Annotated in this window: 8 protein-coding genes and 2 tRNA genes; 3 read left to right on the top strand and 7 right to left on the bottom strand. The window is 73.5% G+C overall.

Translation table 11 applies throughout. The annotated features are described in order from the left end of the window. The first annotated feature begins 50 nt into the window (after positions 1–50). On the top strand, positions 51–917 hold the full coding sequence (locus tag ACZ45E_RS10650) for an endonuclease/exonuclease/phosphatase family protein (protein ID WP_468218998.1): 867 nt from the start codon (positions 51–53) through the stop codon (positions 915–917). Between the two features lie 74 nt (positions 918–991). On the opposite strand, the gene ACZ45E_RS10645 is transcribed toward ACZ45E_RS10650, so the two are convergent. The 7 genes from ACZ45E_RS10645 to ACZ45E_RS10615 form a co-directional block, all read right to left on the bottom strand. After that, positions 992–3181 carry an ArnT family glycosyltransferase gene (locus ACZ45E_RS10645; protein ID WP_468218996.1) on the bottom strand — a complete coding sequence of 730 codons (2190 nt, stop codon included), beginning with the start codon at positions 3179–3181 and terminating at the stop codon, positions 992–994. Next, entirely contained in the window at positions 3178–4650 is a 1473-nt protein-coding gene (locus ACZ45E_RS10640) for a bifunctional glycosyltransferase family 2/GtrA family protein (protein WP_468218993.1), read from the bottom strand. Before ACZ45E_RS10640 ends, ACZ45E_RS10645 begins: the two co-directional genes overlap by 4 nt. 26 nt (positions 4651–4676) lie before the next feature. Then, positions 4677–6212, bottom strand: a complete 1536-nt coding sequence (locus tag ACZ45E_RS10635) for a sensor histidine kinase (RefSeq protein WP_468218992.1) — start codon at positions 6210–6212, stop codon at positions 4677–4679. Next, complete coding sequence (locus tag ACZ45E_RS10630; protein ID WP_468218991.1) at positions 6209–6958, bottom strand: response regulator transcription factor; 750 nt, start codon at positions 6956–6958, stop codon at positions 6209–6211. Before ACZ45E_RS10630 ends, ACZ45E_RS10635 begins: the two co-directional genes overlap by 4 nt. Before the next feature lie 316 nt (positions 6959–7274). Beyond that, on the bottom strand, positions 7275–8156 hold the full coding sequence (locus ACZ45E_RS10625) for a DUF2797 domain-containing protein (RefSeq protein WP_468218988.1): 882 nt from the start codon (positions 8154–8156) through the stop codon (positions 7275–7277). 95 nt (positions 8157–8251) lie between these two features. Next, positions 8252–8324 (bottom strand) — tRNA-Arg (locus ACZ45E_RS10620). A gap of 190 nt (positions 8325–8514) precedes the next feature. Beyond that, a tRNA-Ser gene (locus ACZ45E_RS10615) sits at positions 8515–8605 on the bottom strand. Positions 8606–8764: 159 nt separating this feature from the next. Between ACZ45E_RS10615 and ACZ45E_RS10610 the strand changes: the two genes are divergently transcribed. Both ACZ45E_RS10610 and ACZ45E_RS10605 read left to right on the top strand, forming a co-directional pair. Then, positions 8765–9328, top strand: a complete 564-nt coding sequence (locus tag ACZ45E_RS10610) for an SSI family serine proteinase inhibitor (RefSeq protein ID WP_468218986.1) — start codon at positions 8765–8767, stop codon at positions 9326–9328. Positions 9329–9523: 195 nt separating this feature from the next. Beyond that, positions 9524–13819 (top strand): hybrid sensor histidine kinase/response regulator, encoded by a 4296-nt coding sequence (locus ACZ45E_RS10605; protein WP_468218984.1) that lies wholly within the window; start codon positions 9524–9526, stop codon positions 13817–13819. Positions 13820–13970: the final 151 nt, after the last annotated feature.

Here is a 13970-nt window from a genome sequence, read left to right as displayed (position 1 = left end):
GAGGGCAAGCCTTACGGTGTACAAGAGGGTTTTCCGCATACGGTTCCGGCATGCCGACGCGCACCCGAGCACTGCCTCCCATGGCCCTGTCCGCGGCCCTCCTCGGACTCCTCGCGACCGCACCGCCCGCGGCGGCGGCGACCCGGCACCACGGCTTCGTCCCGCTCCGGATCGCCACGTACAACATCCACGCCGGGTCCGGCATGGACGAGGTCTTCGATCTCGACCGGCAGGCGGCGGCGCTCCGCGCGCTCCACGCGGACGTGATCGGCCTCCAGGAGGTCGACGTGCACTGGGGCGCGCGCAGCCAGGGCCTCGACGTGGCCCGGGAACTGGCCGGGCGGCTCGGCATGCGGGTGTCGTTCGCCCCGATATACAGCCTCGACCCGGCGACGGCCGGCGGGCCGCGGCGCGAGTTCGGGGTGGCCGTGCTCTCCCGGTATCCGATCCGGGCCGCCGCGAACCACGAGATCACCCGCCTGTCCACGCAGGACCCGAACCCCGTGCCCGCACCGGCGCCCGGCTTCGGCGAGGTCACGCTGAAGGTGCGCGGGGTGCCGGTCCAGGTCTTCGTGACGCACCTCGACTACCGGCCCGACCCGGCGGTCCGGGTGGCACAGGTCGCGGACACCCGGCGGATCATGGCGAGCGAGCGGCGCGCCGTCCCGGGGGCGCGCCAGGTGCTGCTCGGCGACTTCAACGCGAGCCCCGAAGCGCCCGAACTCGCGCCGCTGTGGCGGGAGTTGCGGGACGCGGGCCCGGCCGAGGGCGGCTCCTTCCCGGCCGCCGCCCCGGTACGGCGGATCGACTACGTCGCGGCGGGGGAGGGGGTCCGGGTGCGCTCGGCCGCGGTACCGGACGAGCCGGCGGCGTCGGACCACCGGCCGGTGGTCGCGGAGGTGGCGGTGCGCCGGTAGGGCGCCGACGAACGACACGGGCGGGCGGCCCTACCCCGAGCCTGGTCAGTTCTTGGGGCAGGGCCGGAACCCGGTCAGCTCTTGGGCTGGGTCAGGTCGTAGAACGTGGCGCTGCCGACCGTCACCTTCTTGAAGTTGTCCTCCACCCACGACGTGATCTTCGCCGCCGAACCGGAGGAGGACCCGCCCATGCCGCCACCGGAACCGCTCCCGATGAAGTAGTGGATCTTCCCGTCCTCGACGTACTGCTTGAACTGGGCCAACGTCGGGGAGGGATCCGTTCCGTTGAAGCCGCCGATCGCCATGACGGGGTCGCCGGTGGCCAGCTGATAGCTCGCCTGGTTCTGCGAACCGACCGTGGCCGCCGCCCAGGTGTAGTCGTCGGCGTCCTTCTCCAGGAGCTTCTTGGCCTTGGCATTGACCTCGGCGCCGTTGAGCAGGCCGCCCATGCCGCCGCCGCCGCCGGCGGGCCCGCCCTCGCCCATGCCGGTGGGCATACCGCCCTTCTGCTGGGCGCCCGCCGAGCCCTGGTTCTGGTTCTGCTGGCTCTTGTTTTGGGTCTGCTGGTTCTGGCCGGGCATCCCGCCGCCGGGGAAACCACCGGCCTGCTGCTTGCCCTGCTGCCCCTGGCCCGTGGGCGGCCGCATGCCACCGCCGCCGGGGCCACCGCCCCGGCCGCCCCCGCCCCCGCCGGGGCCGCCGCCGCCCATCATGCTCGCCCCGGACGGCCCGGCCGTCACGATCGAGCCGGTGTGCCCGGTGTTCAGCGTGCTGAGGGTGTACGCGGTCGGCGCCGCCAGGGCGGTCACCAGGCCGAGCCCGGCCGCACCGAGGGCGAGTCGCCGGTCGAGGCGGCCGACGAGGGCGAGGCCGAGCCCCGCCGCGAGGCCCCCGACGAGCACGGCCCAGCGCAGCCACGGCAGATAGTCCGGCGTCCGCCCGAGCAGCACGTACGCCCAGATCGCCGTGGCGGCGACGCAGACACCCAGCGTCACCGAGGCCGTGACGCGCGACCGCTCCTCCCACAGGACTGTCACGCCCATGCCGACCAGCGCCGCGATGTAGGGCGCCAGGGCCACCGTGTAGTACTGGTGGAAGATGCCGGCCATGAAGCTGAAGACCAGGCCGGTCATGAGCAGCGAGCCGCCCCACGCGAGGAACGCGGCGCGTGCCGTGTCCGTGCGCTTCGCCTTCCACGTCAGCACGACACCCGCGACGAGGAGGATCAGTGCGGCCGGGATCAGCCAGGAGATCTGGCTGCCGATCTCGGAGTTGAACATCCGGCCGAGGCCGGTCTCACCCCACTGACCGGTGCCGCCGCCCATGCCACCGCCTCCGCCTCCGCCTCCCACGGAGCCGGTCTCGTCGCCGCTGATCCGGCCGAGGCCGTTGTAGCCGAAGGTCAGTTCGAGGAACGAGTTGTTCTGGGAGCCGCCGATGTACGGGCGGGAGGACGCGGGCCACAGCTCCACGACCGCCACCCACCAGCCGCCCGCGACGACCATCGCGAGCCCGGCGAGGCCGAGCTGCCCGAGCCGCCTGCGCAGCCGGGTCGGCGCGAAGACCGCGTAGAGAACGGCCAGCGGCGGCAGGATCAGGAAGGCCTGCAACGTCTTGGTCAGGAAGGCGAGACCGACGGCCACGCCCGCGAGGACCAGCCACTTCGTGCGGGTGTGCTCCATGGCGCGCAGCACGCAGTAGACCGTGACGGTCATCAGCAGGGCGAGCAGCGCGTCCGGGTTGTTGAAGCGGAACATCAGCGCGGCGACCGGCGTCGTGGCGAAGACCACCACGGTGACCAGACCCGCGGCGGCGCTGAAACGGCGCCGCACGGCCGCGTACAGGACACCGGCCGTGGCCAGCGTCATCAGGACCTCGGGGACGAGGATCGCCCACGAGTTCAGGCCGAAGATCCGCACGGACAGGGCCATCGGCCAGAGCGCGGCCGGGGGCTTGTCGACGGTGATGGCGTTCGCCGCGTCGGACGAGCCGAAGAACATCGCCTTCCAGCTCTCGCTGCCCGCCTGGACGGCCGCCGAGTAGAAGGAGTTGGCGTAGCCGGAGGCCGACAGGTTCCAGAGGTAGGCGAGGCCGACGACGAGCAGCAGGGCGAGGAAGGCCGGACGGACCCAGCGCGCGTCCTCGGGCCTGCCGCGCCAGACGCGCTGGTGGAGGCGGGCCCCGGGGCGGCTGTGGCCCGGGGCCGCAGCGGAATCCGTCGGAGCGCTGCCGTACGGGTCGAACGGTCGGATGTCTGTGGTCATCGGAGATTCCTGGGTTCGGGGTCGGGCGTGCGGCTGCCCGCCAGGGGCACCCGCACGGTGGCGTCCCAGGCCTGCGGAACCTGAGGGGTCGGGGACGAGGTCCGCGCCGGTGCCGGGGGCGTCCGGTCGGGGAAGACCCAGGCGCGGAAGAGCAGGAAGCGCAGCACCGTCGCCGCGAGGTTGGCCGCGATGAGCACGGCCAGTTCGGTGGAGTGGGCCGGGGCGCCGGACGCCGCGTCGAGCGCCGCGAGGGAACCGCTGGTCAGCGCGAGCCCGATGCCGAAGACGACGAGGCCCTGGGCCTGGTGGCGCACGGCCCGGTCACGGCCGCGGACCCCGAAGGTCAGGCGCCGGTTGGCGGAGGTGTTGGCGACCGCGGAGACGAGCAGCGCGAGCGCGTTGGCCACCTGCGCCCCCGAGAACGTACGGAAGCCGGAGTAGAGCAGGAGGTAGAGCAGCGTGGACAGGCCGCCGACGACGCAGAAACCCACCAGCTGGCGGGCCAGCCCCTTGGGCACGCCCGGGAGTTGGCGGTCGCGCGGGTCGTCGCCGAAGGGGCGCGCCAGGCGGTCGAGGGCGAGCGAGCCGGTGGCGAGCGCCTTGCCGACGCGCCACACGCCCTTCAGGTCCTCGGTCGCCGTCCGCACGATGTGGACGGTCGAGTCCGGGTCGTCGACCCAGTCGACGGGCACTTCGTGGATCCGCAGTCCGGCCCGCTCGGCGAGCACCAGCATCTCCGTGTCGAAGAACCAGCCGGTGTCCTCCACGAGCGGCAGCAGCACCTGTGCGACATCGCGCCGGATCGCCTTGAAGCCGCACTGCGCGTCGGAGAAACGGGCTTGGAGCGAACCGCGCAGGATCAGGTTGTAGGCCCGCGAGATGAACTCGCGCTTCGGCCCGCGCACCACCCGCGAGCTGCGGGCGAGCCGGGACCCGATCGCCAGGTCCGAGTGGCCGGAGATGAGCGGGGCGACGAGCGGCAGCAAGGCGTTCAGGTCGGTGGACAGGTCCACGTCCATGTACGCGAGGACCGGCGCGTCGGACGCCGACCACACCGTGCGCAGCGCGCGCCCGCGCCCCTTCTGTTCGAGGCGGAAGTACTGGACCCCGGGCAGCTCCGCGGTCAGCCGGCCGGCCTCCTGGGGCGTGGTGTCCGTGGAGGCGTTGTCGGCGATGGTGATGCGGAAGCGGTAGGGGAAGGTGCGGACCAGGTGGTCGTGGAGTCTGCGGACACAGGCGCCGAGGTCCTTCTCCTCGTTGTAGACGGGGACGACGACGTCCAGAATCGGGACGTCGCCGCTGCCCGCGGGGAGGTGCTCCCGGGCCGGCAGCGCCCCGAACCTCGCGGCGGCGGGGCCGGGGCCGTCATCCGTGGGACCGAGGTTGCCACCCGTGGGGCCGAGGCGGTCACTCGTGGGGCCGAGGCGGTCACCCGTAGGACCGAGGCCTTCAGAAGAGTCGGTTCGCATGCCACCGACATTCGCCAACTGCCCTGTTAGCGCTGTGTGGTGAGCCTTTGCCCCGCCTGTGAGTACCTGACGGGTACCGGTACCGGTACCGGCACGGGTACGGGTACGGGTTCGGCGTGGGCGGGCAGATGCACGGTGAACACGGTCCTGCCGGGCCCGCTGTCGACCGTCACGGCCCCGCCGTGCGCGGCCGTGACGGCCTGCACGATGGCCAGGCCGAGGCCGGTGGAGCCCGCCTTGCGCGACCTCGACGAGTCGCCGCGGGCGAACCGTTCGAAGACGCGCGGCAGCAGCTCGGCGGGGATCCCGGGCCCGTCGTCCCGCACGTCGAGGCAGACCCAGGGGCCGTGCCGGTGCACGCGGGCGGTGACGGTGGTGCCGGGCGGCGTGTGCGTACGGGCGTTCGCCAACAGGTTGACGAGGACCTGGTGCAGGCGCGCCGAGTCGGCGAGCACGGTGGCCGGTTCATCGGGCAGTTCGAGGCGCCAGAGGTGGTCCTGGCCGGCGGCGCGGGCATCGCTGAGCGCGTCGACGACCAGCGGCGACACGTCCGTCGGCTCGTACGACAGGGGTCTGCCCGAGTCGAGCCGGGCCAGCAGCAGCAGATCCTCGACCAGGCCGGTCATCCGGTGCGCCTCGGACTCGATGCGGCCCAGCGCGTGCCGGGTGTCGGGCCCGGTCTCCTCGCGTCCGCGCCGGGTCAGTTCGGCGTACCCCCGGATGGAGGCCAGGGGCGTACGCAGCTCATGGCTGGCGTCCGCGACGAACTGCCGCACCCGCGTCTCGCTCTGCTGCCGCGACTGGAGCGCCCCGTGCACATGGTCGAGCATCCGGTTGAGCGCGGCCCCCACCTGCCCGACCTCGGTACGCGGATCGGCCTCGGCGTCCGGGACCCGCTCGTAGAGGGTGACCTCACCGCTGTGGAGGGGGAGCTCGGAGACGCGGGTCGCTGTCGCCGCGACTCGGCGGAGGGGGCGGAGGGCTACGCCGACCATGACGATGCCGGTCACTCCGGCGGCGAGGAGGCCGGCGCCGGTGACGGAGAGTTCCACGAGGATCAGGGTGTTGAGGGTGGACTCGACGTCCTCGGCGGACAGACCGACGAGCAGATCGCCGCTCTTGGACGACTGGACGCGGTAGTCACCGAGACCGGGGATGCTGACGCTGTGCGCCCGGCCGTCGCGGGGGACGGAGGCGAGGGCGTCGGTCTGGGACTCGGTCAGGTCGGTGGTGTTCGTGGCGGACTCGTGGTCGGAGCGCTCCGCCTTCGTGACGGTCCCGTCCTCGACCAGCGCGCCCACCGTGGCATCGCCGCCGGGTCCTGGTCCGCCCAGGAACGCCAGGTTCGCCTCCCGCATCCCCGCGCCGGGCTGCCGGCCTCCGGGGCCCCCGCCGTCGGCCATGCGCACGACCTGGTCGACCTTGCTGTCCAACTGCTTGTACAGGTACGTGTGCAGGGCCAGTGTCGTCACCGTCCCGATCACCACGCTGACCAGGGCGATAAGCCCCACGGCGGTGACAACGAGCCGGGTCCGCAGCGTCCGGGTGCGGCCGCGCTTCACGACACCGTCGTGGCCGCGGGCTTGATCAGGTAACCGGCCCCGCGCCGCGTGTGGATCATCGGCTCACGCCCCGCGTCGATCTTCCGCCGCAGATAGGAGATGTACAGCTCGACGACGTTGGCCTGGCCGCCGAAGTCGTAGCTCCACACCCGGTCGAGTATCTGCGCCTTGCTGAGCACGCGCCGCGGATTACGCATCAGGAAGCGCAGCAGCTCGAACTCGGTCGCGGTCAGGTGGATGTTGGCGCCGCCCCGCGACACCTCATGGCTGTCCTCGTCGAGCATGAGGTCGCCCACGACCAGGACGGACTCGCTGCGCCGGTCGGCCGCCCCGGTCCGGCGGATCAGCCCGCGCAGCCGCGCGACGACCTCCTCCAGGCTGAACGGCTTGGTCACGTAGTCGTCGCCACCCGCCGTCAGCCCGGCGATCCGGTCCTCGACGGCGTCCTTGGCGGTCAGGAAGAGCACGGGCACGTCGGGCAGCTCGCGGCGCAGCCGCCCGAGCACGCTCAGCCCGTCCATGTCCGGCAGCATCATGTCGAGCACGACGGCGTCGGGCCGGAACTCACGCGCGGTCTGCATGGCTCCGGCGCCGTCACCGGCGGCCCGGATCTGCCAGCCTTCGTAACGCAGGGCCATGGACAACAGCTCGGTGATGGACTGCTCGTCGTCCACGACAAGCACCCGGACGGGACTCCCGTCCGGCCTCAGCAGTTCGGTACGCCCCTGGGGCGAGGTCGTGGTCATGGTGCAACCCTGCGGCGGGCCTCTGAGAACACCCTTTCCCGAACCTGTGAATTCCCTGAGAAACGCACAGGCCGTTCTCAGCGCACGGGCCCACCATGCCCGGACGGACGCCACGCCCCAGGAACCGCCGGCTCCGGCCCCCTCGCCCCACGCGTCTGTCTCTGCGCGAGTCTCTCCGCGACTCCCTACGTCCCTCTCCCCGCGACGGTCTACGTGCCTCTCCCCGCGACGGTCTATGTCAGCCACTCTCCGCGCGACCGGCGCTCACCGACCAGCCGCCACCGGGCAACGCGACGGCCCGCGCCTGTCTACCCCCCTAGAACAACCCGCCCTGCACCACCGGAACCTCCCGCACGACCAGCCCCGCCCCGCTCGCATCGGCCGGCGCCCGCTCCAGCGGCCAACCGGCCAGTACCCGGGTGTCCACCACGAGCCGCCGCCCGGCCGGCTCGACGAGATGCAGATCGGGCCCGGCGGCCGCCACCACGGTCCCGGCCACGACGGCGCCCTCGGCGAGCCCGCTCACCACGGCGTCGACCCGGTCGATCGCGGCGAGCCCGAACGCCTCCCCGTGATCGACGACCCGGCACGGCAGCCGCTCCAACGACTCCGGCCACCCGTCCCCGAGCCCCGCGGCCACGGCATGGGCCCGCACCAGCTCGGCACCCCGGTCCGCCACGTGCGCAAGGCCGGCCCGGACACCGCGCTTGCGCTCGTACGGAATGCGGTCGGGCACCCCGAGCGCCACCCGCAGCAACTCCTCCGCCCGCCGGGCCGCCATCAGCGGCCCGCGCCCCAGCCACGTAAAGGCGACAGCCCCCTGCTCCAGCAGCCGCGCGTCCCCTCTCCCCACCCCGGTGATGCCCACCTTCACCAGTCCGTCCCCGAACCACGCCAGATAGACGTGGTACGGCCGCGGGTCATCGGCGATGGTGTCGGCGGCCACCGAACGCGCCCGGTCGATCGCCGCGCACTCCCCGCACTGCGCCCGCGTCCCCCGCACCGGCACGGCCTCCCGCCCCGGACACGGTGTGCGCCGCCCGGCCCGCCGGACACCCAGGCACCGCCGCGCCCCACCGACCCGAAAAGCCACCGGCTCCCCGAACCGGACCCCGCTCTCCCGCTCACCCCCGTCCCCCGTCCAGCCGAACCCGGGCCGCCCTCCACCCCACCGCATCCCGCTGCACCACCACGTCATACGACCAGCATGCCCAAGACCACTGACAACGCCCCGGGCGTCCACCGCGCACACGAAGAAGCCCCCGGAGGATCTCCGGGGGCTTCTTCTCTGTGTGCACTCGGCAGGATTCGAACCTGCAACCTTCTGATCCGTAGTCAGATGCTCTATCCGTTAAGCTACGAGTGCTTGTCTTTAGTTTTTGTCTTCGCTCCCCGGCCTTTCGGCCCGCTCGCGGCGACAGGAAGAACATTACATGACTGCCGCCGCCATGTGAAATCCGTTAGCCGCACCCGTTGTGACCTGCGGAAACGCGGTGAGAGCCCGGAGGAAACGCCGAAGCCCCGGTCCGTGTGGACCGGGGCTTCGGATCTTGCTGCGGAGGCGGAGGGATTTGAACCCTCGATGGGATTTAAGTCCCAAACCGCATTAGCAGTGCGGCGCCATAGACCGGACTAGGCGACGCCTCCAGCACAACCGGCCGCGCGAGCGCGAATCGGTGCGTGCAGATGATGACACAGCTGAGTGCCGCGTCACCAATCGCCTCCCACGGTACTAGGCGAGCGGGCTGGAGAGCAAAGCCCAGAGACGGGGCGCAACGCTGCGGCGTCACGCGCGTTAGACGGGGCATGTTGCTGCGACGTTTCTCCTCCCGCGTGCCCTCCCGCCGCTCCTCCCGCGTCTCCTCCCGCCTGCTGGTCACCGCCCTCGCCTCGGCCGCGGCGCTCGCCGCCGTGCCCGGCGCCGCGCACGCCGACACCGGGCCGACCCGGATGCCGCCACCCCCGTTCGGCTCCCTCGACGGGCCCGCGGAGATCGGCGGCCCCGGCGGCCCCGGTGGCTTCGGTAGCTCCGGTGTTTTCGGCCCCGACCATCTGACCGTCTCCGTCGCCGGCTCGGGCGGCCGCAGCGACGGTACGTACGAGCTGGAGTGCGACCCCGACGGCGGCACCCACCCCGATCCGGCCGCGGCCTGTGACCGGCTGGAGCAGCTCACGGAGAGCGGGCAGGACCCGTTCGCGCCGGTGCCGAAGGGGACGTACTGCACGATGCAGTACGGCGGGAGCGCCACCGCGCACATCACCGGGACCTGGCACGGGCGGGCCGTCGACGCCTCGTACAAACTGACCGACGGTTGCGAGATCTCCCGGTGGCGCCGGCTGGTCCCCGTGCTGCCTGCGACGACCTCGTGACCGTGGGTCCCAGGGTCACACTGCCGTGACCGGGCGTGCACGGGGTCCGCACATCCTCTACGTGGGCTCCCTCTCATCCGGCGCCGCGAGCGCAACCACTGCCCGTAGACTCCCTCCCGTGACACGCTGCGGGCCGCGAGGCAAGATGGCCCGCACGGTCGGCAAGTCGCGGTGAATCAGGGAGGAAGCGTCGTCGTGAGCAGCAGGCCATCCCGAGGCGCTGCTCGCCTCGCAGCCATACTCGATGCGCTCCCCGATGCATTGGTGCTGGTCAACACCAACGGGACGGTCGTCAACGCCAACTCCATCGCCCTGGAGACCTTCGAGACCCCGGGCACCGCCCTGGTGGGGCGTGGACTGCTCGATCTGCTGCCGGAGTTCGACTCCCGGCTGATCCCCGGATCGATGCGCAGCCCCGACACCGCGACCGACGAGCGCGGGCGCACGAAGCCGACGCGGATGATCGCCCGGCGGACCGACGGCAGCGAGTTCCCCGTCGAGGTGACCAGCGCGAACGTCGCCGACGGCGCCCGGGACGCCGTGGACCCGTACAGCGTGGGCGGCGGTTCCTACAGCGGCTCCGAACTGTTGATGCTCGTCGTCCGCGACCTGTCGGGGACTCTCGACACCGAGGCCGAACTGGCCCGCTCGCAGCGGCAGACCGAGATGATTCTGCGGGCCGTCGCCGAGGGGGTCGTCGGCACCGACACGGACGGCCGGATCGTTCTCGTCAACCCGGCCGCCGCGCAGATCCTCGGATTCCGCGCCAGCGATCTCGGCGGACAGGAACTGCACCCGCTCGTCCTGCACTCGCGGCCCGAGGGCGACCCCTTCCCCTACGCCGAATCGCCGCTCGCCGACACCCTGCGCTCCGGGCGCAAGCACCGGGTCCGCGGCCAGGTCCTGTGGAACAAGAAGGGCGAAAAGGTGCCCGTCGACATGACGACGGCACCCGTGCGCGACGGCGACCAACTGGTCGGCGCCGTCATGACCTTCACCGACCGGCGCCCCTACGACAAGCTGGTCACCGAGCACGCCGAGGAGCTGGCCCGGCGCGACGAGGCCGCGGAGCTGGAGCGCGAGGAGCGCGCCGCCGAGCTGGAGCGCGTACGCGAGGAACTGGCCGCCGAACTCGCCACGACCCGCGACGAGCTGACCGCGGAACTCGCCGCGACCCGCGAGAAGCACGCCGAGGAGCTCTCCGCCGAGCGGGAGCGGGGCGCCGCGTTCGCCGAGCGGGAGAAGGACCGCTTCGAGGAGCTGGCCGCGCGCCACACGCAACTGCTCGCCGTCCTCGGCCAGTCGCTGCGCGGGCCGCTCGACGAGTTGCGGCGCGAGCTGGGGCAGCTCGCCGCGGACGACGCCGGACAGCTGTGGCCCGAGGCGAACCAGGTCCTGCACCACCTCTCCGCGGGTTACTCGCGGATCACGACCCTCGTCGACAACGTGCTCGCCTACCAGCTCCTGGACGCGGGCGGCGAACAGCTGGTCCGTACGCCGGTGATGCTGGACGCCGTCGTCGCCGCCGGTGTCGACGGGGCCGTGGAGCTGATCGGCCCCGGGCGCGTCCAGTTCGCCGTGCACGCGCCGCCGATCGAGGCCGAGGTCGACGCGGGCCGGCTCGCCACCGCGCTCGCCCACCTGATCGCCGATGTCGCCGGGATCGACGCCACCGGCAACGCGCGCGTCCCCTCCGGTGCCGGTTACGTCGACTCGACCGTCGTCGTGGCCGCCGCACAGCGCGGCGAGAGCGTACGCATCGAGGTGCGCGGCCCGTACGCGGGTGGCGACCCGGTGCACGAACCGATCGTCCAGGGCATCGTGCGGGCGCACGGCGGTGTCTTGCAGACGCACGAGATGCCCGGCATGAGCGGCAGCGCGTATGTGCTCGAAGTGCCGATCGGGAGTGGTGCGGGGGTCGTCGCGGCCCCCGTCGAGCCGTTCGCCGAGCCGGTCACGGAGCCGGGCGGCGGGCAGATGGAGCCGTTCGCCGGATCGGCCACGGAGCCGGGCACCGGGCTCGTCGCAGGGCCGGGCGCCCAGGCCACCCCGAACCTTCCCGAGCAGGCCGGCGCGGCAGGCGGGCGGCGCCGGGCCCGGCGGGCCTCGGGGCCCTCCGTCGACTCGTTCCTGGACAGCGGGCTGCCGGCCGGCGAGCCGACCTCCGGCGGTACGGGCCGGCGGCGCGGGCGGCGCGCCCCCGAGGAGCCCGGGGTCGTCGCGCGGCCTGACCTGCCGCACGACACACAGAACGACACACAGAACGACCCGCAGAACGAGACACAGAACGAGACGCAGCACGGGACGCGGTACGACGCGCAGCACGACCCGCGGCCCGGGCTTCCCGAGCCGACGGCGGACGGGCCCGAGGGTCCTGCCGGGGGTACCGGACGGCGCCGGGCGCGCTCCGCGCAGGGCGGTGCGGCGGCCGAGGGTTCCGTGATGACGGCGGCCGAACACGCGGCGGGCTCCCCGGCGCTCGGCCAGACGGTGCCGCCGCAGGGCGTGCCCGCGCCGAGCGGGCGGCGGGCCAGGCGTGCGGGCGACCCGGAGCAGGCGGCGCTGCCCGCCCTGCCCTCGGGTTCCGCGCAAGGGGCCGGGCAGGCCGGCCCGGGCCATGGCCAGGCAGGCCACGGCGAGCTGGAGTTGGCGGGAGCGGGGACCGGCGCCGGCGCCGGCGCCGGGCAGCCTTCGGGCCGCCGGGCGCGGCGCGCGCTCGGCACCGCGCAGGCGTCCCCGGCCACGGACGAGACGGCGGCGCCCCGCGAGGTGTTCGCGCTGCCGCCCGCGCAGGCCGACCGGACGACCGAACCGGCCCCAGCCGAGGCAGCCCCGCCGACCCAGCCCCACCCCGCCCCGGCCCCGGCCTCCGCCCCCACCGACGTACCCGGCGCACCCGGCGCAGGCGGCGCAGGCGTACCGCAGGGGGCTCCCGGTGCAGGCGTACCGCAGGGCGCACCCGGCGCAGGCGTACCGCAGGGCACGCCTGCCGGTCACGCGGTGCAGGACCGCGGCGCGCAGCCCTTGCCGTTGCCGGACGAGGCACAGCGGCACGACGCCTCCGCGGGGCACCCGGCGGAGGATCACACGCCGCCGCAGCCGCACCCGGCGCAGGGCACGCCCCCGCAGGGGACGCCCGCCCCGGCCCCGTTGCCGCCGGAGAACGCGCCGCGGCCGCCCCGTGCCGCTCAGCCGTTGCCCGCCGAGGCTCCGCAGCAGCCGTCCGGGGACACGAACTCGACGCAGGGCCGCGCCTTCAGCGTGCGCACCCTGGGGCAGGGTGTCCCGTTCGGACGGCAGGCCGCCGACCAGCAGCGGCGTCCGCAGGGCCCCGCCCCGGCGCAGCCGACGGCCCGTCCCGGGGCCACGCCGTCGCAGGGCGTGCCGCCGGAGGGACAGACCCAGGGCGGCGGTTCCGGGCGGCGGCGCAGGCTGGGCACCCGGCAGGAGCAGTCCGACGCCCCCGACACGCAGACGCCCGCGCAAGGCACGGCGCAGACCCCGCCGGGCGGGACGCCGCAGAACCCCGCCGGTGGGACGCCGCCGACCGGGCCGACCCCGCCGACCCCGCCGCGGGGGACGACGGCTCGGCAGCATCCTCAGCCTCAGCCGTCTCTGCTGTCGCCGAACTCCTCGGAGGGCCGCGGTCGTTCCTATGCGATCGGCGCGCCCGACCAGGACGCCGACGAAGGGCCCGAGCCGCTGGACGGCCCGGGTGGCGCGGTGGAGATCGCCAACCGGCCGCACCCCCAGCCCATGGACGACGAGCTGCCCCCGGAGCCGCTCGACAACCCGCGCCGGCTTCTCGTCTGGCCCGCGCCGGACGTGACGACCCAGCAGGCGCTGAGCGACCGCGGCTACCGTCCGGTGACCGTGCACTCGCGCGAAGAGGTCGACGCGCAGATCGCGGCGTTCCCGGCCGCGCTGTTCGTCGACCCGCTGACGGGGCCGATCACCCGCACCGCGCTCCAGTCGCTGCGGCAGGCCGCCGTCGCCGCCGAGGTACCGGTCCTGGTGACCGCGGGCCTCGGTCAGGCGACGCGCGAGGCGGCGTACGGGGCCGATCCCGCCGTGCTGTTGAAGGCGCTGGCGCCGCGGGACAGCGAGCAGCATCCGCCGCGGGTGCTGCTCATCGAGGAGCACGAGGAGATCGCGCTCGCGCTGACCGCCACGCTGGAGCGGCGCGGGATGCAGGTCGCGCGGGCCGCGAGCGACGCCGACGCGGTGACGCTGGCGGCGCAGATGCGGCCGAACCTGGTGGTCATGGACCTCCTCCAGGTACGCCGTCGGCGTGCGGGCATCATCGACTGGCTGCGGGCGAACGGGCAGCTGAACCGCACGCCCCTCGTCGTCTACACGGCCGCCGTCGACGGCGCCGACCTGCCGCGGCTCGCGGCGGGGGAGACGGTGCTGTTCCTCGCGGAGCGGTCGACGAGCACCGAGGTGCAGAGCCGGATCGTGGACCTGCTGGCGAAGATCGGCACCAACTGACGCACAGACGCACAGCACAGACACACAACTGCCGGACAAGGGCGGCCCGTTGCGGGCCGCCCTTGTTTCACGTGAAACAGCGCCCCACGGACGGTGTTCTACGGAGGTGCCGCACGTAGGTGCCGCACAGGGGTGTCGTACAGAGGTGCCG

This window comes from Streptomyces sp. NPDC030991 (genome assembly GCF_055571235.1).
Note: the sequence above shows the minus strand (reverse complement) of the source record. Positions and strands in the feature narration are given on the sequence as shown.

What these genes read in the sequence shown, in the direction of transcription:
- ACZ45E_RS10625 (WP_468218988.1), bottom strand. Translation starts at nt 8,156, where the DNA reads ATGACGTGGTGGTGCAGCGGGATGCGGTGGGGTGGAGGGCGGCCCGGG.
- ACZ45E_RS10610 (WP_468218986.1), top strand. Translation starts at nt 8,765, where the DNA reads ATGTTGCTGCGACGTTTCTCCTCCCGCGTGCCCTCCCGCCGCTCCTCC.
- ACZ45E_RS10640 (WP_468218993.1), bottom strand. Translation starts at nt 4,650, where the DNA reads ATGCGAACCGACTCTTCTGAAGGCCTCGGTCCTACGGGTGACCGCCTC.
- ACZ45E_RS10645 (WP_468218996.1), bottom strand. Translation starts at nt 3,181, where the DNA reads ATGACCACAGACATCCGACCGTTCGACCCGTACGGCAGCGCTCCGACG.
- ACZ45E_RS10650 (WP_468218998.1), top strand. Translation starts at nt 51, where the DNA reads ATGCCGACGCGCACCCGAGCACTGCCTCCCATGGCCCTGTCCGCGGCC.
- ACZ45E_RS10630 (WP_468218991.1), bottom strand. Translation starts at nt 6,958, where the DNA reads ATGACCACGACCTCGCCCCAGGGGCGTACCGAACTGCTGAGGCCGGAC.